The following is a 23,060-nucleotide window of genomic DNA, read 5'->3' on the forward strand; positions in this document are numbered from 1 at the left end:
TGCCCCTCCGAAAGGCGGGTGTGCCGGTCAGTGGAGCTTCGTGACGAGGATGCGGACTGTTTCACCGTCACCCACAGTGGCCTCGGTCGCGCCGTTGCCGGCCGGGATCGCGTCGAGCTGGGGGGCCGAGCCGAACTGGGTCGCGAGGGTCTCGTCGACGATGAGCGCCTGGTGCGCCACCGTCGCCTCCCACACGACCTGGGAGCCCGTCACCGTCAGGGAGATGCGGTCGCTCACGTCCAGGCCGGCCTCTCGTCGGGCCTGCTGGACGGCGCGGATGACGTCGCGCGCCAGACCCTCGGCCGCCAGCTCGGGCGTGACCTCGGTGTCGAGGACGACGAAGCCACCACCGGGCAGGACCGCCGTCGCCCGCGACGACTCGCCACCGCCCTCGACGACGGTCTCGAGCGAGTACTCACCCTCGAGGAGCTCGAGCCCGCCGCTGGTGACGGTGCCGTCCTCACCGACCGACCAGTCACCCGACTTCGAGCCCTTGATCGCGGTCTGCACCTCACGCCCCAGTCGCGGACCTGCGGCTCGGGCGTTGACGGTGAGCTTCTGCGTCACCCCGAAGTCGCTGTCGCCGGCCGCGTCAAGGTCGAGCAGCGAGACCTGGCGGACGTTGACCTCGTCGGCGATGATGCCCGCGAAGTCCTGCAGGGCAGCCGCGCCGGGCACGACGACGGTGAGGTCGCGCAGCGGCAGGCGCACGCGCAGCTTCTCGGACTTGCGCAGCGACGACGCGACGGAGCAGATGACGCGCGCCTGGTCCATGCCGGCCACGAGGGAGTCGTCGGCGGGCAGCTCCTCCGGCGACGGCCAGTCGGTGAGGTGCACCGACCGCTCCCCCGTCAGCCCGCGCCAGATCTCCTCGGAGACCAGCGGCAGCAACGGCGCCGTGATCCGGGTCAGGACCTCCAGCGTCGTGTAGAGCGTGTCGAACGCGGCGCGCGTGTCAGCGTCCGAACCATCAGAGCCGTCACCAGAAGCCGTGTCCCAGAAGCGCTCTCGCGACCTGCGGATGTACCAGTTGGTGAGCACGTCAACGAACCCGCGCACCGAGTCGCACGCCCCCGCGACGTCGAGGCCGTCGAGCTGGGCCGTCGTCGTCTCGACCAGCTGCCGCAGCTTGGCCAGGAGATAACGGTCCAACGGTGCGGTGGACGCGGTCGACGACGACGCGGCATACCCGCCCTGTCCGTCGGCACCGTTGCCAGAGCTCTCCCCTCCACTGCCGTACGCGTTGGCATAGAGGGAGAAGAAGTACCAGCTGTTCCACAGCGGGATCTGGACCTGGCGCACCCCTTCGCGGATGGCCTCCTCGGTGACGATGAGGTTGCCGCCACGCAGGATCGGCGACGCCATGAGGAACCAGCGCATCGCGTCGGCGCCGTCGCGGTCGAAGACCTCGCGCACGTCGGGGTAGTTCCTCAGCGACTTGCTCATCTTCTGGCCGTCGGAGCCCAGGACGATGCCGTGCGAGATCACCGAGCTGAACGCCGGCCGGTCGAACAGCGCCGTCGACAGGATGTGCAGCATGTAGAACCAGCCGCGGGTCTGCCCGATGTACTCGACGATGAAGTCGGCCGGGAAGTGGTGCTCGAACCACTCGGCGTTCTCGAAGGGGTAGTGGACCTGGGCATAGCTCATCGAGCCGGAGTCGAACCAGACGTCGAGGACGTCCTCCACGCGCCGCATCGTCGACTTCCCGGTGGGGTCGTCGGGGTTGGGCCGGGTGAGCGAGTCGACGAACGGGCGGTGCAGGTCCGGCTCGCCCTGCGCGTTCAGCGGCAGGCGTCCGAAGTCGCGCTCGATCTCCTCGAAGGAGCCGTAGACGTCGATGCGCGGGTGGGCCGGGTCATCGGACTGCCAGACGGGAACAGGGCTGCCCCAGAAGCGGTTTCGCGTGATCGACCAGTCACGGGCGTTCTCGAGCCAGCGGCCGAACTGGCCGTCCTTGACGTGCTCGGGAACCCACTCGATCTGCTGGTTGAGCTCGACCATGCGGTCCTTGAACTTCGTCACCTCGACGAACCAGGACGACACACCCTTGTAGATGAGGGGCTGCCGGCAGCGCCAGCAGTGCGGGTACGAGTGGTCGTAGGTCTCGCGGCGCAGCAGCACCGTGCCAGCCGTCACCGAACCGGCCTCGACCGAACCACGCGTCGCCGCCTTGAGGTGCTCGATGATCGGCGCGTTGGCGTCGAAGACGAGCAGACCTTCGTACTCGGTCACGGGGAAGGTGAAGGCACCGTCGGCGCCCACAGGCATGACCGGCTCGATGCCCTCGCGGTCGGTGACGATCTTGTCCTCTTCACCGAACGCGCCGGCGCTGTGCACGAGCCCGGTGCCGTCGGTGGTCGTGACGAAGTCCGCCTCGACGACCCGGAAGGCGTTCTCGTGACCGGCGTAGTAGGAGAACGGCGGGGTGTAGCTGCGACCGAGCAGGTCCGCGCCCGTGAGGCGCTCCACCACGGCGTCCTCGAGCGCGCCGGCGTCGAGGCCCAGGTCCTTGGCGTAGGCCGCGAGCCGGGCTTCCGCGATGACGTAGCGCTCGGTCGTGCCGGTGACATCGGACGACACGACGACGTAGTCGATGTCGGGGCCGACCATGATCGCGAGGTTGCTCGGCAGCGTCCACGGCGTCGTCGTCCAGATGAGTGCGAGCTCGCCGGTCTCGAGGCGCAGCCCGACGGTGACGGCCGGGTCCTGGCGCTGCTGGTAGACCTCGTCGTCCATGCGGAGCTCGTGGTTGGACAGCGGCGTCTGGTCGTTCCAGCAGTAGGGCAGGACGCGGAAGCCCTCGTAGACCAAACCCTTGTCGTAGAGCGACTTGAACGCCCACATGACCGACTCCATGTAGGGCGCGTTGAGCGTCTTGTAGTCGTTGTCGAAGTCGACCCAGCGCGCCTGCCGGGTCACGTAGTCGCGCCACTCGTCGGTGTACTTCAGGACCGAGGAACGGCAGGCGTCGTTGAACTTCTCGATGCCGAGCTCGAGGATCTCGTCCTTGGTCTTGATGCCGAGCTGGCTCATCGCCTCGAGCTCGGCGGGCAGGCCGTGGGTGTCCCAGCCGAAGCGGCGCTCGACCCGACGACCGCGCATCGTCTGGAAGCGCGGCACGAGGTCCTTGACGTAGCCGGTGAGCAGGTGGCCGTAGTGCGGAAGACCGTTGGCGAAGGGAGGGCCGTCGTAGAAGACGAACTCGTTGTCGCCGTTCTCGCCGGCGTCGCGCTGGTCGATCGACGCCTGGAAGGTGCCGTCGGCGTCCCAGTAGGCGAGGACGGCCTCCTCGATCTGCGGGAAGCGCGGGCTCGATGGCACTCCCACCGAGGGCACACCGAGGGCAGCGCGGGGGTGGCTGGAAGGGACCTTGGGGTAGGTCATCGTCGTCTCGTCCTCTGCTGGTCGTTCCTGCTGACCGAGGACGACGTCACCGGGACCGATCCCGGTGGCACCGCGGTACCACCCCGCTTGCCGCACCCGCGCACTCTCTCGAGTCCGCGGCATACAACCGCTCTTGCCGTAGGTCGTCACGTGACCCGGTCGTCCGGTTCTAGTGAGCGCCCCGTGGGACGCCGTTCTTCCGGAGGCTCGCCGCTGATGACGGCTCGAACGCCTGTGAGCCCAGTCTAACGGCAGTTGGGGGGCACTCCGGAGCGCGCTAGACTCGCCAGCGTTGCCGATCCTTCGGTGACACCAACCGCGTCCGCGGGGGAAAGCCGGTCCGAGTCCGGCGCTGACCCGCAACCGTAGGCCTCCCGTGAGGGTGGCGAGCCGGACCTCCTCGTAGGCGCGAGCGGCTCCACATCACCCGTCGAGGTCACGGGACGGAGCCCGGACAGCCTTTTGGGCCGGTTTCGGGCATTCGTCACGAACCGCTCCTGCAAAGGCTGTCCCAGACATGCACCGTCCTTCCCTCCGCCTGCGAGTCGCGCCCCTGGCGCTCGCCGCCCTCACGCTGGGTATGCCGTCCGTCGCGGTTGCCGACACCACCCCGACTCCCAGCCCCACGACCTTCGCGAGCACGACCGGCACCCCGAGCCCCTCGGTGAGCGCCACCGAGTCCGGGTCTCCGACGTCCTCCCCCTCGACGAGCCCGTCTCCCAGCGGGACGGCCACGAGCACCCCGGCTCCGCAGACCACGACCCCCTCTGGCTCCACGCCCGCAGCCCCGGCCGCGCCCAAGGCCGCCGCGGAACCGACATTCACTCTCGTCCCGGTGGGCAACCTCGAGCAGCAGCAGGGTCGCTACGCCGCGCACTTCCTGGCCACGCAGCTGAAGGCCACGGGTGACCACCTGAACTTCCCCGACACCGGTGGGGACCTCTATGCCGACACCGGCAACACGATCGACGCCATCCTCGCGCTCGACGCCACCGGCACGGGCGGCACCGCCGCCACTGCCGCAACGGCCTGGGTGGAGCGGAACGTCGGCTCCTACGTCAGCTACGCTCCCGGCGCGCCGGCCAGTGTCGGTGGGGCGGGCAAGGCGCTGGTGCTTGCCGCCGTCCAGGATCGCGACCCCCGCGCCTTCGGTGGCCTCGACCTCGTCGCCACGCTCCAGGACCTCGTCACGGCGGAAGGTCGCTTCGGCAGTGCGGACAACGACTACGGCGTGACGATCAACCAGGCGCTCCCGATGATCGGTCTCCACCGGGCAGGCGTCGCCATCCCGGACTCCAGCCTTGCCTTCCTGGCCGAGCAGCAGTGCCCCGACGGCGGTGTCCGGGGCAGCCTCGACGAGACCGCCTGCGTCAGCGACCCGGACGCCACCGCGTTCGCGGCGCAGGCCTTCCTCGCCGCCGGCGACACCACCCACGCCACGGCCGCCCTGACCTACCTCGAGTCACGCCAGCGCGCCGACGGAGCGCTGACGAACGCCAGCGGTGAGGGTGCCAACGCCAACACCACCGGCGTTGCCGCCCAGGCGTTCGCCCTCGGAGGTCGCGAGGTGCCCTACCTCAAGGCCGCAAGCTTCATCATGAGCCTGCAGTGGAAGTGCGAGGTGCCCAGCACGTACCGCGGTGGCATCACGTTCACCAGCGCTGACCGCGCAGCGACCACCGCCAACCTCGAGAAGGCGATCCGAGCGACGCCGCAGGCCGTCCTCGGTCTCGTCGGGGGATCGCTCGTCACCGTCGAGAACGACGGCATGGCCGCCGGCACGACAGCAACGCCGTGCGCCGCACCCACCACCTCCTCCACGGCGACACCGACCCCGTCCGTCTCGACGACTCCGACCGTGACCGGCCCACCCACCAGTGGTCCGACCACCGGTGGACCCACGGCGGGCGGTCCCGCCACGGGCGACCCGATCTCTCCGGAGGCCGGCGGTCCGGCGGTGGACGTGCCGGGGCAGGGTCTGGCCTACACCGGCGCCTCGCCCCGGATGCCGCTGCTGATCGCGGTGCTCCTCCTCCTCGCCGGCGCTGCGACGATCCTCGTCTCACGCCGCCGAGGTGCTCACCAGTGAGTCCGAGCAACCTCACCGTCCGACTCCTCGCCCTCACCGGGAGTACGACCATCGCGGCGGCCCTGGTCGTCGGAGCAGCTGCTCCGGCCCAGGCCGCGGCGTGCTCGGGCACGAGCGGCGTCACCGTCGTCGTCCAGTCAGCCAATGGCGCGTCGACGCGATGCGCCAGCGGTGACCCGTCATCAGCCTTGGCGGCCTTTCGGCAGGTGGGTCACAACCTCGAAGCCGACCGCACCGGGCTGATCTGCCGCATCGACGGGCTCCCCACGAACGCCTGTGCTGCGCCGCCACCCACCAACTCCTTCTGGGCGTTCTGGCACGCCAGCGCCGGAGGGTCGTGGAACTTCGCCAATGTCGGCGCCGGCGGCTACGACCCCAGACCCGGCAGCTCGGTCGCCTTCCGCCTCGGCTCCGGCAGCAACCAACCCCCCTCGGTGAGACCGGCCGCACCGGCGCCCGCACCGAAGCCGGCCACGGCCAGGCCGAGGCCGACGACAGCCGCACCCCGACCCACGACGGCCGCCCCCAGGGCCACGACCGCGGCACCACGCACGACGACCTCCGCACCGCGCACGACGACTGCGGCACCCGGCACCAGCACCGTGCCCTCACGCGGCTCGACGTCCGGCTCCACCACGCGCCCGTCCGGCCCGACGACGCCACCGTCCGGGTCCACCTCGGTGCCCCCCAGTTCGCCAGCATCGCCTTCGACCGGCGCATCACCCTCGACGTCGTCACCCAGCTCCTCCACGGCCAGCAGCTCACCCGCGCCCACCTCGTCCGTCACCTCTGACGACGTGATCGCCCAGAAGGCAGCCGGCACCGGCTCAGGAGGCTCCGGGGGCTCCGGCCGACTCGTCGGCGGAGGCGTCCTGCTCCTCGCCCTGGCAACCGCCATCGGTGCCGTCGCCCTGAAGCGACGACGCGATGGTGCTGCCCCAGAGGCCACGCTGACGCCGTGACGCTGCCCTGATGACGAGCCGATGAGCCCGCTCCTGCCTCGCGCGGTGCACCCCGCCGCGTGGTGGGGGTGGGCCATCGGGCTCGCCGTCGCCGTGAGCACCGTGACGAACCCCTTCCTCCTCCTCACCGCCCTGGGGGTCGCGGCGCTCGTGGTCACGTCACGACGGGGCAGCTCCCCGTGGGCGAGGTCGTTCCGCCTCTATCTCTGGCTCGGAGTCTTCATCGTCGCGGTGCGCACGCTCCTCCACGTCCTCGTGGGGCTCAAGGTCGGCGAGACCGTCGTGCTCCCCCTGCCCGAGGTGACCCTTCCGGGCTGGGCTGCGGGGATCAACATCCTCGGCGACGTCCGCCTCGAAGGGCTGCTCGGCGCCATGACCGACGGGTTGCGACTCGCCGTGATGATCGCGTGCATCGGTGCCGCCAACGCCCTGGCGAACCCCAAGCGCCTGCTGCGCAGCCTGCCCGGTGCGCTGAGCGAGATCGGGTCGGCGGTGGTCGTGACGATCACGGTCGCACCCCAGCTGGCCGAGAGCGTCCAGCGCGTCATGCGGGCTCGCGCCCTGCGTGGTGACACGGCCCGCGGGATCCGTGCCCTCCCCCGCATTGCCCTCCCCGTCCTCGAGGACACCCTCGACCGCTCGCTCATGCTCGCGTCCGCGATGGACTCGCGCGGCTACGGGCGTCGTCGTGAGGTCGCCCCGGCCCAGCGCCTCCTCACCGCCGTCTGCACCCTCGGTGGCCTCCTCGCGAGCGCCGTCGGGATCTACGGGATCCTCGATGCGACGACGCCGGAGTGGCTGGGCGCCCCCGTCCTCGCGGTGGGAGTCGGGCTGTCCCTCACCGGCATCTGGCTCGGCGGTCGCAGCAACGCGCGCTCGACCTACCGGCCCGACCCCTGGCAGTGGCCGGAGTGGCTGACGGTGGCCGCCGGTCTGGTCGCTGCCGTTGCCGTGCACGTCGTGGCGCGCGGCGATGCCGCGTCCCTGGGTATGCCGCTCGGCCCCCTTGCCGTGCCGGCCCTGCCCCTCGTGGCGGTGGCCGGCCTTCTCGTCGCCGGGCTCCCCGCCTTCCTCACGCCTGAGCCGCCCGCCCCCGCGACACGGAGCCCGGATCGACTTCGTGCCTCGTTGACAGAGACGCGGAAGGGGACGTCGTGATCGAGCTCGACCGCGTCTCGGTGACCTTCGACGGTGCCACCAAGCCAACGCTGCGGGACGTCTCGCTACGCATCGACGAGGGCGAGCTGGTCCTCGTCATCGGTCGCACCGGATCAGGCAAGTCCACCCTGCTCGGCACGATGACCGGCCACGTCCCGCACTTCACGGGCGGGACGCTCGCCGGGCACGTCCGTGTCCACGGTCGCGACACCAGGGAGCACCGCCCACGAGACCTCGCCGACCTCGTCGGCGTCGTCGGACAGGACCCGCTCGCCGGTTTCGTCACGGACACGGTCGAGGAGGAGCTCGCCTACGGCATGGAGCAGCTCGGCCTGTCGGCGTCGACCATGCGCAAGCGGGTCGAGGAGACCCTCGACGTCCTCGGGATCGCCGACCTGCGCGGGGCAGCACTGCGTGACCTGTCGGGTGGCCAGCAGCAGCGGGTCGCCATCGGCTCGGTCCTCACGGCGCACCCCAAGGTCATCGTGCTCGACGAACCCACCTCGGCACTCGACCCGACCGGGGCCGAGGACGTCCTCGCGACGATCACCCGCCTCGTGCACGACCTCGCGGTCACGGTCGTCGTCGCCGAGCACCGCATCGAGCGCGTCCTCCAGTACGCGGACACGGTGATCCATGTCGGCGTCGACGGCGTGGTCTCGCAGGGCGACCCGGCGGACGTGATGATCAACGCCGATGTGGCACCGCCGGTCGTCGAGCTCGGGCGTTGGGCGGGCTGGTCACCCCTGCCCCTGGCCGTGCGCGACGCCCGCCGACACGCCGTGGCATGGCGGACCCTCCCTGTCGCGCCTCGGACCGAGACACCCGGTGACGGCCCCGTCCTGGTCGCCGCCAAGGACGTCGTCATCCAGCACGACGCCGTCCTCGCCGTCGTGGGTGTCGACCTCTCGCTCCGCGGCGGTGAGATCACGGCGCTCATGGGACGCAACGGCGCGGGCAAGTCCTCACTCCTCTGGGGCCTGCAAGGTTCGGGGCCGTTGCGCTCGGGCAGCGTCCACGTCTCGGGCTCGGGCCGGCCAGAGGTCGACGTGCACCGGCTCGACGCCGCGCAGCGCCGCCGCCATGTCGGCCTCGTGCCCCAGTCCGCGTCCGACCTCCTCTACCTCGACACGGTCGGTGCCGAGTGCCACCAGGCCGACCGCGAGAGCGATCGCCCACTCGGCACCTGCCGCAGCCTGCTCGACGACCTGGCACCCGGCATACCGGACGACCGTCACCCGCGAGACCTGTCCGAAGGACAGCGGCTCGCCGTCGTCCTTGCCGTCCAGCTCACCGCCGACCCACCGGTCCTCCTGCTCGACGAGCCCACTCGCGGCCTCGACTACAGCGGCAAGGCCGCTCTCCGCCGGGCGCTTCACGACCTGACCGCGCGCGGGCGCTGCGTCGTCGTGTCGACCCACGACGTCGAGTTCGTCGCCGAGACGGCCGACCGCGTCGTCGTCATGGCGGCCGGCGAGCTCGTCGCCGACGGCCCGACCGCCCGCGTCGTCGTCTCCAGCCCCGCGTTCGCGCCCCAGGTCGCCAAGATCACCGCACCCCAGCCGTGGCTCACCGTCGACGACGTCCGGTATGCCGTGGAGGGCGGCTCATGACGGTGCTCACTGCTCCTACGGTGCGCGGAGGTCGCACCCGGGCGATCCGCCTACGACCCCGCTCGGTCCTCGCGATCGTGGCCGTGAGCCTTGCCGGTGTGGTCGCCTTCGGCTGGCCGCTCATCGTCGATCCCGGGACGGCCCTCGGCCACTCGACCGACGCACCCCTGCTCTTCTCGCTGATCATGCCCCTGCTGCTCGCCGTGGTGCTGGCCGAGATCTCCGAGGGGGGCCTCGACGTCAAGGCGATCGCCATGCTCGGCGTCCTCTCCGCGGTCGGCGCCGCGCTGCGACCGGTGGGCGCCGGGACGGCGGGGCTCGAGACCGTCTTCTTCCTGCTCATCCTGGGCGGGCGTGTCTTCGGTGCCGGCTTCGGCTTCGTCCTCGGCGCGACGACGCTCTTCGCCTCCTCGCTCATCACCGGAGGCGTGGGACCGTGGCTGCCCTTCCAGATGCTGGGCGCCGCCTGGGTCGGCCTGGGCGCCGGCCTGCTCCCGCCCCTGAAGGGCAGGGCCGAGATCGCGCTGCTCGCGGCCTACGGGGCGCTGTCGGGGCTGCTCTATGGCGTCGCCCTCAACCTCATGTTCTGGCCGTTCACCACCGGCGTCGAGAGCGAGCTGTCCTTCGTCGCCGGAGCGCCGGTCCTCGACAACCTCCACCGCTTCCTCGTGTACTCGTTCGCGACCTCCCTCGGCTGGGACATCGGCCGCGCCATCACCAACATCGTCCTCGTCGGTCTCACCGGCAGCGTCGTCCTGCGCACCCTGCGCCGCGCGGCCCGCAGGGCTGCGTTCGAGACGCCGGTCGAGTTCACTCCACACACCGTCCGTCCCTCAGACGGGTAGCACCAGTGACCTCTCGATCCCGACCAACCCCTCCGTCACGACCGGCACCACCGCAGCCGCAAGGGCCGTCGACAGGAGCACGAGCCGCCTCCGCCTGACGCGAGGCGGGGCGAGGCATATGGCTCGCGCGCGGGCCACTCAGGTGCCGCAGTAGGTGGTGTAACTCCCGAAATCCTCTGGTGCTGGTCCGGCGTAGCGCTCCAGGCCGGGACGCTCCTCGAAGGGGTGCTGAACGACCTCCACCAGCCGTTGGACCGGCTCAAGATCGCCAGCGGTGGCAGCGTCGAGCGCCTCCTCCACCAGGTGGTTGCGCGGGATGTAGACGGGGTTGGTGCGGTCCATCAGTGCTGGGTCCGGGCCGAGCCGCCGCCAGCGGGTGAGCCAGTCACGCATGGTGGCGGGATCGAGAGACGGTCCACGTTCGGGCCGCGTGTCACCACGGGCCACCGCCCCAAGGGCGCGAAAGCCGCTGGTCCAGTCGACGTGGTTGACGCGGACAAGGTGCAGCAGCTCCGCGCCAAGCTCGTCGCTGACCGAGTGCTGCAGCGTCGTGGGCAGCCCGAGCTTCGCTCGGAGGCCCGCCGAGTAGGTGGCCGAGTAGCTGCCGGCGAACGTGTTCAGCGACGCCTGCGCAACCGTCACCGCCTGGTCCTGATCCTCGGCGAGAAGCGGGAGGAGGGTCTCTGCGAACCGCGCGAGGTTCCACTCCGCAACGACCGGCTGGTTCCCGTAGGCGTAGCGGCCGCCGACGTCGATCGAGCTGTAGACGGCGTCGGGGTCGAACGCCTCCATGAACGCGCACGGTCCGTAGTCGATCGTTTCACCGGAGATCGTCATGTTGTCGGTGTTCATGACGCCGTGGACGAAGCCGACGAGCATCCACTGCGCCACGAGGCGGGCCTGAGCCGTCACCACGGCATCGAGCAGAGCACGGTACGGGTGCTGCGCAGAGGCTGCCGCGGGGTGGTGGCGCTCGATGGCGTGATCCGCCAGGCGTCGCACCAGGTCGACGTCGCCGCTCGAGGCGGCGTACTGGAAGCTGCCTACGCGAAGGTGGCTGCTTGCCACGCGGGCCAGCACCGCCCCGGGGAGAACAGTCTCGCGGCTGACACGCCGGCCGGTGGCGACCACCGCCAGCGCCCGGGTCGTGGGGACGCCCAGAGCATGCATGGCCTCGCTCACCACGAACTCACGCACCATCGGGCCGACTGTCGCCCGGCCGTCGCCCCCACGCGAGAACGGCGTGCGCCCTGAGCCCTTCAGATGGAGGTCGTGCAGTCGTCCCTGGCGGTCGGTCAGCTCGCCGATCAGGAGTGCCCGACCGTCACCGAGCCGCGGCGAGTAGCCGCCGAACTGGTGGCCGGCGTAGGCCTGGGCAACCGGGGTGGCACCAAGGGGCACCAGTGTGCCGGTGAGCAGGCCGAGGCCCTTCACACCGCGAAGCGCCGTCGGGTCGAGGCCGAGCTCAGCGGCCAATGCATCGTTGAGCAGCAGCAACCGCGGATCAGGCGACTCCTCCGCCTGCCACTCGAGCGACAGCTCAGGGAGCTCGGCAGCGAAGCGCTTGGTGAAGGGGAACGTCTCGAAGGTCGGCATCACCCCGTCAAGCGTACCGACCGGACCGTCCCGAGTGGCTTCCTCCACCAGCGCAGCCGACCTCGGTTTCCTCCGTCGGCGCACGGGTAGGGGCTGCGCATGGGAATCCACCTGCCCGCCACCACCGAGCGGCTCATGCCGTCCAAGGCGTCCGGACTGTTGTTCGGCCTCGGGCTGGGCGGCTTCGTCGACGGCATCATCCTCCACCAGGTGCTGCAGTGGCACCACATGGTGAGTGACGTCGAGAGGTACCCGATGACCACATTGGCCGGGCTCGAGGTGAACACCCTCGCCGACGGCTTCTTCCACCTGGCCACGTGGTTCCTGGTCCTAGCAGGCTCCGTCACCGCGATACATGCCTGGCGCGCGGGACGGGTCGCGCCCAGCTGGTCGTTCCACTTCGGCCTGGTCCTGTGCGGCTGGGGAGTCTTCAACGTGGTCGAGGGACTGGTGAACCATCACCTTCTCGGGATTCACCACGTGCGCGACGACCTGGGTGGGCCGCTGTCGTGGGACGTCGGTTTCCTGTTGCTCGGTGTGCTCCTCATCATCGGTGGATGGCTGCTGCACAACCGTGGACTCGCCCGCATGCGACTGCAGGCCTCGCAACGCCTCCCGAACCCGTGACGGACCAGCTCCCGGCGGGCGGATGGCCGCGGGCAGGGCCCTCCTGTCCGGTCTAGGGGTCCTGCTCTCGCTCGCGCTGGGGAGTCCGACGCCCCGACCCGGCCAACCTGCGGCCTCGTCGACCACCTGCACGTGACCGACCGGGTCCACTGGCACAATCGCGGCCATGAGTGACCTCGAGCTCGACAACGCCCGCGCCTGGCTGAGCCGTGAGGAGCTCGACAACGCACGTGAGCGCCTGCCGATCCTCTATGTCGATGCCGTGCCGGTCCGCGTCGACGAGCGGGGAGCCGTCGCGGCGGTGGGACTCCTGCTGCGGGCCTCGACGGACGGAGACATCCAGCGCGAGCTCGTCTCGGGCCGAGTGCTCTATCACGAGCGCGTCCGTGACGCCCTGCTCCGCCACCTCGAGAAGGACCTCGGCCCCATGGCCCTCCCGCAGGTCCCCACCTCACCCGTCCCCTTCACCGTGGCCGAGTACTTCCCCACCCCGGGCGTCACGCCGTTCCACGACCCACGCCAGCACGCCGTGTCACTCGCCTTCGTCGTGCCCGTCACCGGCGACTGTGCCCCCCAGCAGGACGCCCTCGACCTGGCCTGGCTCACCCCCGACGAAGCCCTCGCCCCCGGCGTCCTTGCCGAGATGGAACGCGGCCACGGAGTCCTCCTGCGCCAAGCCCTTGCGCACCTGGGCCACCCCGTCTGAGAGGGCTGCGAGCGAAAGGGCACGCAACCCGCCAAGCGCAAAAAGTGCCCGTTCGCCGCTGGCTGGGCCTGGCGGGAGCGCGGAGTGCGGTCTACGCGCGCAGCGCGGATGGGACTGCGGCGAACGGGCACTTTTTGCGCGCAGAGCGCGGAGTTGGTCCCACCTGAGTGAGACGGGTCAGGCCTTGCGGCCCTTGTTGAACTTGTCGACGGTGCGGGTCATGTCGGCGTCGTCCTCGGCCTTGGCCTCTTCGGGCGTCGGGGCCTTGCCTCCCAGGCGCGCCGGAAGGAAGACCAGGTCGTCACCGGTCATGGGCGGGTAGGCGGCCTGCTGGGCCTCGAGCTGGGCCTGCATCACCGCCTGGAGGCGCACCGTCGCCTCGACGCGGTTCTCGGCCGGGTCGACGCGGATCGGGTCACCGACGGTGATGAAGATCGGGATCCGCTTGCGCCCCAGGTGCTTGGGAGTGTTCTTGCTCCACACGCGCTGGGATCCCCAGATCGTCGTCGGCAGGATCGGCACGTCGGCCTCCTGGGCCATGCGGACGGCGCCCGGCTTGAACTCCTTGAGCTCGAACGAGCGCGACATCGTGGCCTCGGGGAAGACGCCGACGATCTCGCCGTCCTTGAGCGACTGGACGGCCCGGTTGAAGGAGCCACGGCCGTCCCTGCGGTCGACCGGGATGTGCTTCATCCCGCGCATGAGCGGTCCGGCGACCCTGTGGGAGAAGATCGACTGCTTGGCCATGAAACGCACGAGACGCTTCGAGTCGATGGCAGCCAGACCGGCATACGTGAAGTCGAAATAGCCGGTGTGGTTGATCGCCATGACGGCGCCACCCGACCGTGGAACGTTGTCAGCCCCCTCGATCCTGAACTTCAGCCCTTGGGCCGCGAACACGACACGGGCGGTGGTGATGACCGGGGTGTAGACGGGTTCCATGGACGTCAGCCTACGGGTCCGTAGGTTGCGTCATGGCTGCGATCGGTCGACCAGCCCGCGTCCCACCCACGCCAGCATCACGGCCGCTGCCGACGCATGATCGAGGAGCCGGCCACGAGCAGACACGCCGCGACGCCTGCAACGGCTCCCACCCGCCATAGGACGCCTGCCGGCTCCGGGATTCCTGGGGTCACGGCGGAGCGCGCGAGGACCGCGACTGCGCCTCCGACGAGCGCCGTCACGAGCGCACCGCCGAGGCGCAGCACCTCGCGCCTCTTCACGGCGTTGGACTCCGTCAGCTCCTGTCGATCAGGAGTGCTGGGCCGGGAGCCAGGCCAGCTGGACGACCTGGTTGCCCTGGTCGCGGGTGACGAGCCGGCCCCGTCCGGGTGGCTGCAGGGAACCCTTGACGTTGCCGACGAGCGCACCCTCGTCGGGCGGGGTGCTGAGCATGATGCCGGGGCTCGCGAGGTCACGCATCGCCTGGAGGACGGGCTCGTAGCTCGCGCGCGAGGCGCCTCCGGCACGCCGGGTCAGCACGAGGTGGAGGCCCACGTCGGCGGCCTGCGCGAGCAGCGGGATGAGCGGCCGGAGCGGTGACCCCGCCGACGTCACGACGAGGTCGTAGTCGTCCACGAGGATGAACGCCTCGGAGCCGGACCACCACGAACGCGAGCGGAGCTGGTCGGGGGTGACGTCAGGCCCCGGGAGCCGCGTGCGCAGGAAGGCCGACAGGCCCTCGATCTCGGCGGTCACCTGCTCCTCGGTCGTCATGTACTCGGCCAGGTGCTCCGTCGGCAGCTCGCCGAGCAGCGCGCGGCGGTAGTCGACGACGAAGAGCTTGGCCTCGGCTGGCGTGTAGAGGCGGGCGACCTCACTGGCATAGGCGCGCAGCATCGCGGACTTGCCGGAGTCGCTGTCACCGAAGAGGTAGAGGTGCGACTCCTCGGCGACGTTGATGCCCACCGGCTCGAGGTTGGACTCGTTGATGCCGAGGAGCACCCGCTTGTCGCCGGCATCGGCCTGCGACCGGACCGTCTCGAGCGAGATCTGCTCGGGCAGCAGGCGCAGCTTGGGACCCCGAGGTCCCTTCCACGCGGCCGAGACCTTGGCGACGAGGTCCTCGACACCATCGCCGAGGTCGTCGACCCGGCCCGAGTCGTCGATGCGCGGGATGCCGGCGAGGAAGTGGTGCTTGGTCGTCGTGATTCCCCGGCCGGGGCGGCCCTTGGGCACGTTGGCAGCGACCTTGCGGTCGATCTCGGAGTCGCCGGGGTCACCGAGTCCGAGCTCGACGCGGGTGCCCAGGACGTCGCGGATCTGCATGCGGAAGTCCATCCAGCGCGACGTCGTGATGACGACGTGGATCCCGAAGGTCAGGCCTCGCCCGGCGATGCCGCTGATGGTCTGCTCGAGCTCGTCGAACTCCGCGCGGATCGTCGGCCAGCCGTCGACGACGAGGAAGACGTCGCCGTAGCCGTCGTCGACCCGGCCCTCGGCACGACGGCTGCGATAGGTCTCGATCGAGTCGATCCCGTGGGCCCGGAAGTAGGCCTCGCGCTTGTCGATGATGCCGGTGATCTCGGCGACCGTGCGGCGCACGACGTCGGGCTCGTTGCGGTTCGCGACACCGGCGATGTGCGGCAGCCCGGCGAAGGGCGTGAACGTGCCGCCACCGAAGTCGAGGACATAGATCTGGGTCTCGAGCGGCGTGGTCGTGAGCGCCAGGGAGGTGACGAGGGTGCGAGCGAACGTGCTGCGACCCGTCCTCGGGCCCCCGACGACGGCGACGTGTCCGGCGGCGCCTCCGAGGTGCAGGACGAAGAGCTCGCGTCGCTGCTCGAGCGGCCGGTCGACGATGCCCATCGGGATGACGTAGGAGCCCTGCGAGCGCCAGCGCTTGCTGACGAGCCCGAGCTGCGGATCAGGCGCGAGGTCGCCCAGGAGCTGGTCCATGGAGTTGGGCACGTCGAGGGGGGCCAGCCAGACCTGGTGCGCGGGCCGACCCTTGCCCTTCATCCGCTCGACGGCGATGTCGAAGACGGCCGGCGTCTCCTCGGGCCCGTTGGCCGACTGCGGCACCTCCTCGACGCGCGGGAGCGAGGACACGGCCTTGGTGGAGGTGAACGGCAGCACCTGCATGTTGGAGCCGTTGCCGGCGGCCGCCGCTCGACGGCGCCGCCCCTTGGGCGGACCCGAGACGTATGCCGCCTTGAACTTGAGCAACGTCGTCTGGTCCGGCTTGAGGTAGCCCAGCCCCGGGACGGGGGGCAGCTCGTAGGCGTCGGGGACACCGATGACGGTGCGCGACTCACCGGCCGAGAAGGTGCGCAGACCGATCCGGTAGGACAGGTGCGACTCGAGCCCGCGCAGGCGGCCCTCCTCGAGCCGCTGCGAGGAGAGGAGCAGGTGCATGGAGAGGGAACGGCCGAGCCGTCCGATCGCGACGAAGAGGTCGGCGAACTCCGGCTTGGCCGAGAGCAGCTCGGAGAACTCGTCGGCGACGATGAGCAGGGCGGGCAGCGGCTCGAGGTCGGCGCCGCCGGCTCGCGCCTTCTCGTAGTCGGTGACGTTGGCGAAGTTGCCGGCCGAGCGGAGGAGCTCCTGCCGTCGGGTCATCTCGCCCTGCAGGGCGTCCTGCATGCGCTCGACGAGCGTCAGCTCCTGGCCGAGGTTGGTGATGACGGCCGAGACGTGCGGCATGTCGGCCATGCCGGCGAAGGTCGCGCCACCCTTGAAGTCGACGAGGACGAAGTTCAGCTGCTCGGACGAGTGCGTCATCGCGAGCGCGAGGACGAGCGTGCGCAGTAGCTCGGACTTGCCGGAGCCCGTGGCACCGATGACGAGCCCGTGCGGGCCCATGCCCTGCTGCGCGGACTCCTTGATGTCGAGGGCGACGACCTGGCCGCTGGCTCCGACACCGATCGGCACGCGCAGGCGGTCGCGCTGGAGCCGTGGCCGCCAGGCGGTGGCCGGGTCGAAGTCGCGCACGTCGCCGAGGCCGAGGAGGTCGACGAGCTCGGTGCTGGACGTGAGGGCGTCGCGCACCTCGACCTCACCGCTGACGAACATCGGGGCGAGACGTCGCGCGGCGGCCTCGGCCTGGGTCACGCTCATCTGGTCCGCGAGGCCCCTCGCTCCGCCACGGCTCAGGCTGAGGATCTCGAACGGAACCTGACCGGCCGGCATACCCTGTCGAGCCGGGTCGACCGCGAGCCGCAGCGTGGAGGTCGAGTCGAGCTCCCCCCACTGCTCGGGCAGGTCGAGCACGGTGACACCGAGCACGCCGTCGTCGGTGACGAGCGGGTTGTGGCGAGGGAGCCGGGCGCCGTCGACGATGACGAGCACGTGCGGGGTCGGCATCTGGCTGGTCGGTCCGAACCTCGGCCGGTCGGTGATGTCCTCGGGCAACAGCTCGAGGAGCTCGTCGACGGAGTCGGCGACCAGACGCATCGGCCCGATGGCGTCGCGTTCGCGCGGGCTCAGCGCGTGCGGGAGCCACTTGAGCCAGTCCCACTCCTCGCGCGCGTCGGGTCCCGTGATGGCGGCGACGATGAGCGAGTCGGGCGAGTGCATCAGCGCCGCGTTGACGACGAGGGAGCGGGCGAGGGCCCTGGCCGGTCCGGCCTCGCCGGTGACCTGGACGCGGGACCAGGCCGGCAACGAGACCGAGGCCGGCAGGCCGTGCTGCACGCGGTGGGTCGTGAGCAGGCGGTGCAGGCCGGACGCCGCCACGGGGTCGAGCTGCGCCAGCGGCGGGGTCTCGGCGGGTTCGAGGGTGAGGCACAGCGGCTGCGACGTCGTGCCCATGCGCACGTGCAGGAAGTCCTCGTCCTTGGGCAGTCGCTCCCAGACGCGGCTCTTCTCCTCAGCGAGCAGGGCCAGTGACGCCGGAGCAGGGTAGTTCCACAGGCCCGCCTCGCGCTGCTTGGCCGCGGCGTCTCGCACGGTCCCGCGGACCTCGGCGAGGTAGGCAAGGTACTCCCGTCGATTGGAGATGACCTCGGCGTTGTGCTGCTGGCGGGTGCGCAGACCGCTCGAGAAGACGAACCCGAGAGAGGCGACGAGGAACATGCCGGCACCGATGATGCCTTTGGGCCCCGGCGACGACAGGGCGACGAAGCCCATGGAGCCCACGCTGCCGAGCATCGGGACGGCCTGCATCAGGGTGTTGCTGATGCCCTCGGCCGGGGTGATCTCCGGCGGTGGCTGCAGGACGATCCGTCCCGTGGGGACCGATGGAGCCTCCTGCCGCGTCCCTCCGACTGTCGCTGTCACGCTTCCCCTCCCGTGTGCTGATGACGGAGAACAACGTATCCCGAGACCGTGGAGGGGACCGAGGGTGCCGCACTACGAGTCGCTTACGCCGCCTATCCTTCGAGGTGGCCGGGGCCGTGTGGACGAGGAGGGGATGGGTATGCCGGGTACGGATGCGAGCGCGGGGCTCCAGATCAGCCTCACCGCAGGCACGCGCCGCTACGACCTCGTCGTGCCCGTCGGCGCCCAGGTCACCGAGGTCCTGTCGGTCCTCGGCATCGCCTCCCGCGCCAACCCGCACGCCATCGCGACCCCCAGCGGCCGGGTGCTCGGGCCGCTCGACACGTTCGACGAGTCGGTCCCCACGGGATCCATCCTCAGCGTGGTGCCGGTGACGACGCACGCCGTGACGCGCGACATCCTCAACCTCGACCGCGGCCGTGGCGCCGGCGGTGCGCGGGCGAGCGCGCCGGCGCCGGCCGGCTCGGGCGGTCGTCACCGGGAGCAGGTCGAGGCGCCGCGCCGACCCGAGGTCGACGAGTCCACCCGACGCCGCGGCGAGGCCCCCGCCAGCGACGCCTCCGACGTCACCGCTCCCCGCTCGAGCCTTGGCGCCCCACAGCCGGTGCGTGCTGCTCGCAGCGAGCGCCGCCCCTCGACTGCGGCTGCCCTCCCCTCCACCGCCGCCCAGCTCATCTGGCTGGCTGCCGCCTTCGGAGGCGTCATCAGCCTCGTCGCCGCGTGGAGCCTGGCCCGCGGCGGACCCGACCCCACCTCCACCCCGTCCTCCCCCGGCCTCTCGGGACTCACGGCGTCCTGGATGCCGACCGTGGCTGCAGCGCTCCTCGCAGTGGGTGCCATCGGGCTCGCCGCACTGAGCACGCAGCGGTTGCACCGGTTCGCAACCGCCGCCACGGCCCCGGCACTGGGCCTTGCCGCCGGACTCACCCTGCCGTTGGGGACGACTCCCGGGCGCGAGTCTGTCGCCGTCGTCGCCGGATGTGCCGTTGCCGTCCTCGCCCTGGCCATCACCCGGACCCGGGTGGAGGTCGACTCCCCCGGGGACCGGACGGTCATGTCGGCCATCGGAGGCCTCGGTCTGCTCGTGGGGCTCGGCACGATGCTCGACTGGGGAGGTCCCGCCATCGCCGCCCTCGTGACCGGCCTCGGTCCGCTGCTCATGCGTCTGCTCCCCACCACGAGTCTCACCGTCGACCTCAACCAGCTCGTCGACACCGAACGTCTCTCGACGACGATCTGGTCGGTCCGGGAGCGGGGCCCCCAACGGCGCAGGCGGATCAACCGCTCTGACATGCGGGCACGCTTCGAAGCTGCGCGCGAGATCGTGGCCATCGGCACGGCATACCTCTCGCTGGCCACCGCGGTCGGCGGCTGGCTCCTCGTGACCACGCCGGCGCGCGACACGGTGACGCGCTGGGGCACCATCGCCCTGCTCCTCGTGGCCGCCCTCGCATGTGGCTACCAGTCGCGCACGGTGCGCGACCGGTTGCCGCGCTACAGCATGCTGGCGGCCTGCGGCTCGTTGCTCCTGGCCGCGGCGTTCGCGCTGCTCGCCACCGGTTGGTCCGGCGCCACCCTCGTCGTCTTCCTCGTCGCGTCGGCGATCGCGTGGACCAGCGTGGTCAGCGCCACCGCCATCGTGCGGGGCTACCGCTCCACCCGGATGTCCCGCTTCGCCGACGCCGTCGAGACCTTGACGGTCGCCCTCTCACTGCCGCTCGGCATCGTGGCCGCCGGTGGCGTCGAAGCAATCCGGCGGATGACCTCGGGTTGAGGGCATCCGCCGGGTGAGTGGCTGACCGCCGTCAGCCGAGCTGGTGCCCGCCTGTCACTGCCACACCTGGGGGCTGGACTCCTCGGTCCCGTCGAACCAGGTCTCCTCATCCTCGTGCGTCAGCTTGTCGACGTCCTGGGACTGACCGTCCTTGGGGCCCTTGCGAGTGCCACCGCCGCCGGCCGCCCCCACCGCCCCCCGGCCGCCGGCCTGGCCTCCGGAGCGCGCACCGCCTTTGCCCGAGCCCGTGCCGCGTCCAGCCTGCCCGCCACCGGCGGGCACCACGCCTGGTCCGCCCTTGCCGGCGAGCTTGGGGACTCCGTAGCGGCCCGAACCCGTGGCGCCCTTGACCGCGCTCGTGCGACCGGATGCCCCACCTCGCGCCCCGCCCCCACTGCCGGGCACCACGGTCCCGCCACGTCCGGCCCCACCGGGGACGGCAGATCCTCCGCGGGCAGCGCCACCCGATCGAGCCGCTGAGCCACGAGTGCCCGCAGCGCCGCCGCGGACCGCACTCGAGCCGCCACCCGCCAGACCGCCACCACGGCGGAGCAGTCCACCCAGACCAGCAGCGCCCCCGATGCCACCGGCGGCCAGGCCACCGGCGCCCATCCCGCCGCCACCGGAGCCGGTCGGGTAGGAGCCCTGGGATCCCCCCGGCCCCGTCCCGGTGTTGACCCCCGTGGAACCCGTGACGTCGCCGTCGGAGCTGATCGGGTCGAACACGTCGGTGTCGACCGGGTCAGGGTCGAGGATGTCCGGGCCGCAGATGACGATCTCCGGGTCCACGGGGTTGGGGGTCAGGATCACGGGTGGGTCGTCGTTCGAGTCGCCGTCCCCGTTGCCGTCCGGGTCGAGGATCGTCCCCACGTGGTGACCGCCCTCGATGTAGCCGCCGGAGGAGGACGACTGGATGGCCGACCCCGGGGTGCGGTCGGTGGAGGCAGGGCCCCGGTTGTCGTAGGGCGTCTGGGTGTCGTCCTTGACGTCGATCGGCATCGTGCCCTTGGCGGACTGCGTGTCGACGGTCAGCTGGTCAAGGACCTTCTTGGCCGCCTGGTTGCGCTGCTCCCACAACGCGTCCTCAGCAGCCGCGGCGGCGGCCGGGTCACGGACGCTGTACTTGTCGGCGTTCTCGGCCGTGGGGAGATACGGAGCGGGCAGTCGCTTGTGGTCGTCGGGGTCGACGTAGGTCGAGATGCTCGCGACCTCGGCGTACCAGGCGGCCTTTGCGTCGCTGACGGCTTTGTAGACCTGCCCCAGGCTCGTGTCGACCTCACCGATCTCGCCAGCGCGGGTGTCGAGGGTGGAGCTCAGCTTCTCGAGGCTCGCCCGCGCGGCCTCCGCAGCGGGCCCGGACCAGCCGTTGCTCCCGTCGGACGGCGCGGCCAGCTCACCGTGCACGGTGCGGACGTCCTTGGCGAGGCCCTCGAGCTGCTTCTTGGCGTTCTGCCAGTCGGTCTGCGTGAGATAGATCGAGCCTGTCTGGACACCGAAGACCTTGAACAGCTCGCGCTCGTAGTGCTTGGCCTTGGGATTCAGGGTGGGGCCTCCCCCACCATCGTCAACTCTGACCATGGCTGTGCTCCTTCGTCGTGGCCGCGGCCCCATCCGCCGCGGCCTGGATGTCGTGCCTGTCGTGTGGTGGTGAGGTCTCGGAGGGTCGGGGCGGAGATCCGGCATCAGGTGCCGGCGCTGTCAGGTGGACCGGCTTTGCCCGTCGCCGGAGGAAGAGGGCGAGGCCGACGAGAAGCGCGATGACCAGCGCGCCGGCGCCGAGCCAGCGCGACGTCGACGATCCGGTCTCCTGGGTCGGCTCGGCCACACCGGACGCCTGGTATGTCGCAGAGGCTGAGGGCTGGGACGGGCTGGGTGTGCTCGACCCCGCCGAAGAGGTGGGAGTGGGGGTGACGCCCGTCGCCGCAGCAATCTGCTGGGCCGTCGGCATCCCGACTCCCTTCTGCTCGACCATGGGGTTCTTGTCCGGCAAGGACTCCACGTCGAGCTTGACGGCATCTGCGGGTGAGGCGATCCCGAACCCGTAGGACTCGGTCTTGCCCGAGGCATCTGGCAGGTTGTCGCCGACCCTGCGGAACCACGTGAGGAACTTGCCGTCTTCGGCGCGCAGGCCGATGGCGTCCTTCGCAGCCTGCAGCACCTGGTTCCCGGTCGCTCCGGGGTGGGCCGACCAGAGAGCGGCGAGCCCGCCGGCGGTGATCGCGGTGGCCTGTGAGCTGCCGTCCGAGAGGACGTCGCTCTTCCAGCCCGAGGAGGTCGACCCACCGGTGGCGATCTTGGTCCCGGGTGCCGCGAAGTCCACGAACGAGCTCTTGCGCATCGCGGAGCTGTCGAGGTTGCCCGCAGCATCGACATGGGTGACGGTGACGACCCCGTTGCCGATGCCCGGCCAGAAGACCTGACGGGTCTCGTTGTTCGTCGAGGCCACGACGATGGCGCCCGCTTCGTAGGCTTCGAGCAGAGCAGGGATGAACTCGTCGTCGTAGCCGGCGGTCAGGCTGATGCTGATGACCTTGGCACCGTCCTTGACGGCCTGCCGGATGGACCTCGCGATCGCCTCTGACGCGACGTCGAGGTCCGCGTACTCGAGCCCGCAGGTGAGCTTCGACTCGGCCCCTGCGGATCGGTAGGCGGCTGCGTAGTGGCGCAGGGTCGCCTCGGGTGCGATGCCGGCAATACCTCGTCCGCCCGAGGCCGTCCCCTTGCCACTGCCCACGATCAGCGCCGCCATGCTCGTGGCGTGCTCGGAGATGACCCCCTTCATGGTGCTCGGTCGGAGCTCACCACCCGGCGCGAGGCACTCGGTGGTGGACGAGGCGATCCGTCCCTCGAGCTCGGGAACGCTGGAGTCGATCGGCCCGTCGATGAGGGCCACGGTCACGCCCTTGCCCGTCCCAGTGCGGTGCAGCTCCTCGACGCCCATGGCAGCACGCCACCACTGGCCGTCGTCCAGGGCGTCCGCCGACGCGGTCGGCGCCACGGCGAACATCGTCGTGGAGATGACAGCGCCGAGCACCGTCGCGACGGCGCCGCGACGAAAGTGGTGCAGGACAGGGCCGGGCATG

General features: G+C 70.9%; 16 protein-coding genes. 8 read left to right on the forward strand and 8 right to left on the reverse strand.

All coding sequences use genetic code 11. From position 1 onward, the window contains the following. Positions 1 to 27: 27 nt before the first annotated feature. Positions 28 to 3,387: an isoleucine--tRNA ligase gene (gene ileS, locus ACFQW8_RS01135; RefSeq protein WP_380088548.1), complete on the reverse strand. Its 3,360-nt coding sequence runs from the start codon at positions 3,385 to 3,387 to the stop codon at positions 28 to 30. 517 nt (positions 3,388 to 3,904) lie between these two features. Here ileS and ACFQW8_RS01140 point away from each other — a divergent pair. Continuing rightward, positions 3,905 to 5,476, forward strand: coding sequence for a hypothetical protein (locus tag ACFQW8_RS01140; protein WP_380085142.1), 1,572 nt, complete (start codon positions 3,905 to 3,907; stop codon positions 5,474 to 5,476). 367 nt (positions 5,477 to 5,843) lie between these two features. Here ACFQW8_RS01140 and ACFQW8_RS01145 read toward each other — a convergent pair whose 3' ends face one another. Beyond that, positions 5,844 to 6,263, reverse strand: coding sequence for a hypothetical protein (locus ACFQW8_RS01145; RefSeq protein WP_380085143.1), 420 nt, complete (start codon positions 6,261 to 6,263; stop codon positions 5,844 to 5,846). Between the two features lie 10 nt (positions 6,264 to 6,273). Between ACFQW8_RS01145 and ACFQW8_RS01150 the strand changes: the two genes are divergently transcribed. From ACFQW8_RS01150 to ACFQW8_RS01165, 4 genes are read left to right on the forward strand one after another with little or no spacing between them, the layout of a single operon-like run. After that, positions 6,274 to 6,438: a hypothetical protein gene (locus ACFQW8_RS01150; protein WP_380085144.1), complete on the forward strand. Its 165-nt coding sequence runs from the start codon at positions 6,274 to 6,276 to the stop codon at positions 6,436 to 6,438. Positions 6,439 to 6,459: 21 nt separating this feature from the next. Continuing rightward, positions 6,460 to 7,596 (forward strand): energy-coupling factor transporter transmembrane component T, encoded by a 1,137-nt coding sequence (locus tag ACFQW8_RS01155; RefSeq protein ID WP_380085145.1) that lies wholly within the window; start codon positions 6,460 to 6,462, stop codon positions 7,594 to 7,596. Next, positions 7,593 to 9,209 carry an ABC transporter ATP-binding protein gene (locus tag ACFQW8_RS01160; RefSeq protein ID WP_380085146.1) on the forward strand — a complete coding sequence of 539 codons (1,617 nt, stop codon included), beginning with the start codon at positions 7,593 to 7,595 and terminating at the stop codon, positions 9,207 to 9,209. Before ACFQW8_RS01155 ends, ACFQW8_RS01160 begins: the two co-directional genes overlap by 4 nt. Continuing rightward, positions 9,206 to 10,054 (forward strand): ECF transporter S component, encoded by an 849-nt coding sequence (locus tag ACFQW8_RS01165; protein WP_380085147.1) that lies wholly within the window; start codon positions 9,206 to 9,208, stop codon positions 10,052 to 10,054. Before ACFQW8_RS01160 ends, ACFQW8_RS01165 begins: the two co-directional genes overlap by 4 nt. Positions 10,055 to 10,192: 138 nt before the next feature. Here the strand turns inward: ACFQW8_RS01165 and ACFQW8_RS01170 are convergent, their stop codons facing one another. Next, positions 10,193 to 11,650, reverse strand: a complete 1,458-nt coding sequence (locus ACFQW8_RS01170) for a protein adenylyltransferase SelO (protein ID WP_380088550.1) — start codon at positions 11,648 to 11,650, stop codon at positions 10,193 to 10,195. Positions 11,651 to 11,749: 99 nt separating this feature from the next. Here ACFQW8_RS01170 and ACFQW8_RS01175 point away from each other — a divergent pair, with 99 nt between their 5' ends. Further along, positions 11,750 to 12,277: a DUF2243 domain-containing protein gene (locus tag ACFQW8_RS01175; RefSeq protein WP_380085148.1), complete on the forward strand. Its 528-nt coding sequence runs from the start codon at positions 11,750 to 11,752 to the stop codon at positions 12,275 to 12,277. 166 nt (positions 12,278 to 12,443) lie between these two features. Continuing rightward, complete coding sequence (locus ACFQW8_RS01180) at positions 12,444 to 12,983, forward strand: NUDIX hydrolase family protein (protein ID WP_380085149.1); 540 nt, start codon at positions 12,444 to 12,446, stop codon at positions 12,981 to 12,983. Between the two features lie 177 nt (positions 12,984 to 13,160). Here ACFQW8_RS01180 and ACFQW8_RS01185 read toward each other — a convergent pair whose 3' ends face one another. The 3 genes from ACFQW8_RS01185 to eccCa all read right to left on the reverse strand — a co-directional run bounded on the left by ACFQW8_RS01185 (position 13,161) and on the right by eccCa (position 18,203). Further along, positions 13,161 to 13,925: a lysophospholipid acyltransferase family protein gene (locus ACFQW8_RS01185; protein WP_380085150.1), complete on the reverse strand. Its 765-nt coding sequence runs from the start codon at positions 13,923 to 13,925 to the stop codon at positions 13,161 to 13,163. 77 nt (positions 13,926 to 14,002) lie between these two features. Beyond that, on the reverse strand, positions 14,003 to 14,206 hold the full coding sequence (locus ACFQW8_RS01190) for a hypothetical protein (RefSeq protein WP_380085151.1): 204 nt from the start codon (positions 14,204 to 14,206) through the stop codon (positions 14,003 to 14,005). A 28-nt stretch (positions 14,207 to 14,234) separates the two neighbouring features. Then, positions 14,235 to 18,203 carry a type VII secretion protein EccCa gene (eccCa, locus tag ACFQW8_RS01195; protein WP_380085152.1) on the reverse strand — a complete coding sequence of 1,323 codons (3,969 nt, stop codon included), beginning with the start codon at positions 18,201 to 18,203 and terminating at the stop codon, positions 14,235 to 14,237. Between the two features lie 139 nt (positions 18,204 to 18,342). Here eccCa and ACFQW8_RS01200 point away from each other — a divergent pair, with 139 nt between their 5' ends. Continuing rightward, complete coding sequence (locus ACFQW8_RS01200) at positions 18,343 to 19,977, forward strand: hypothetical protein (protein WP_380085153.1); 1,635 nt, start codon at positions 18,343 to 18,345, stop codon at positions 19,975 to 19,977. Between the two features lie 54 nt (positions 19,978 to 20,031). Here ACFQW8_RS01200 and ACFQW8_RS01205 read toward each other — a convergent pair whose 3' ends face one another. After that, complete coding sequence (locus ACFQW8_RS01205; RefSeq protein ID WP_380085154.1) at positions 20,032 to 21,555, reverse strand: WXG100 family type VII secretion target; 1,524 nt, start codon at positions 21,553 to 21,555, stop codon at positions 20,032 to 20,034. Next, the gene (locus ACFQW8_RS01210) at positions 21,542 to 23,059 is read right to left on the reverse strand and encodes a S8 family peptidase (protein WP_380085155.1); all 1,518 of its coding nucleotides are present in this window, start codon (positions 23,057 to 23,059) and stop codon (positions 21,542 to 21,544) included. Before ACFQW8_RS01210 ends, ACFQW8_RS01205 begins: the two co-directional genes overlap by 14 nt. Position 23,060 lies beyond the last annotated feature (1 nt).

This window comes from Knoellia altitudinis (genome assembly GCF_042666355.1).
Lineage (GTDB): Bacteria > Actinomycetota > Actinomycetes > Actinomycetales > Dermatophilaceae > Knoellia > Knoellia altitudinis.

Bases quoted from the DNA above. Each gene is read 5' to 3' on its own strand.
- ACFQW8_RS01180 (WP_380085149.1), top strand. From the start codon at position 12,444: ATGAGTGACCTCGAGCTCGACAACGCCCGCGCCTGGCTGAGCCGTGAG.
- ACFQW8_RS01155 (WP_380085145.1), top strand. From the start codon at position 6,460: ATGAGCCCGCTCCTGCCTCGCGCGGTGCACCCCGCCGCGTGGTGGGGG.
- ACFQW8_RS01185 (WP_380085150.1), bottom strand. From the start codon at position 13,925: ATGGAACCCGTCTACACCCCGGTCATCACCACCGCCCGTGTCGTGTTC.
- ACFQW8_RS01165 (WP_380085147.1), top strand. From the start codon at position 9,206: ATGACGGTGCTCACTGCTCCTACGGTGCGCGGAGGTCGCACCCGGGCG.
- ACFQW8_RS01175 (WP_380085148.1), top strand. From the start codon at position 11,750: ATGGGAATCCACCTGCCCGCCACCACCGAGCGGCTCATGCCGTCCAAG.
- ACFQW8_RS01170 (WP_380088550.1), bottom strand. From the start codon at position 11,650: ATGCCGACCTTCGAGACGTTCCCCTTCACCAAGCGCTTCGCTGCCGAG.
- ACFQW8_RS01210 (WP_380085155.1), bottom strand. From the start codon at position 23,059: ATGCCCGGCCCTGTCCTGCACCACTTTCGTCGCGGCGCCGTCGCGACG.
- ACFQW8_RS01205 (WP_380085154.1), bottom strand. From the start codon at position 21,555: ATGGTCAGAGTTGACGATGGTGGGGGAGGCCCCACCCTGAATCCCAAG.
- ACFQW8_RS01200 (WP_380085153.1), top strand. From the start codon at position 18,343: ATGCCGGGTACGGATGCGAGCGCGGGGCTCCAGATCAGCCTCACCGCA.
- ACFQW8_RS01140 (WP_380085142.1), top strand. From the start codon at position 3,905: ATGCACCGTCCTTCCCTCCGCCTGCGAGTCGCGCCCCTGGCGCTCGCC.
- ileS (WP_380088548.1), bottom strand. From the start codon at position 3,387: ATGACCTACCCCAAGGTCCCTTCCAGCCACCCCCGCGCTGCCCTCGGT.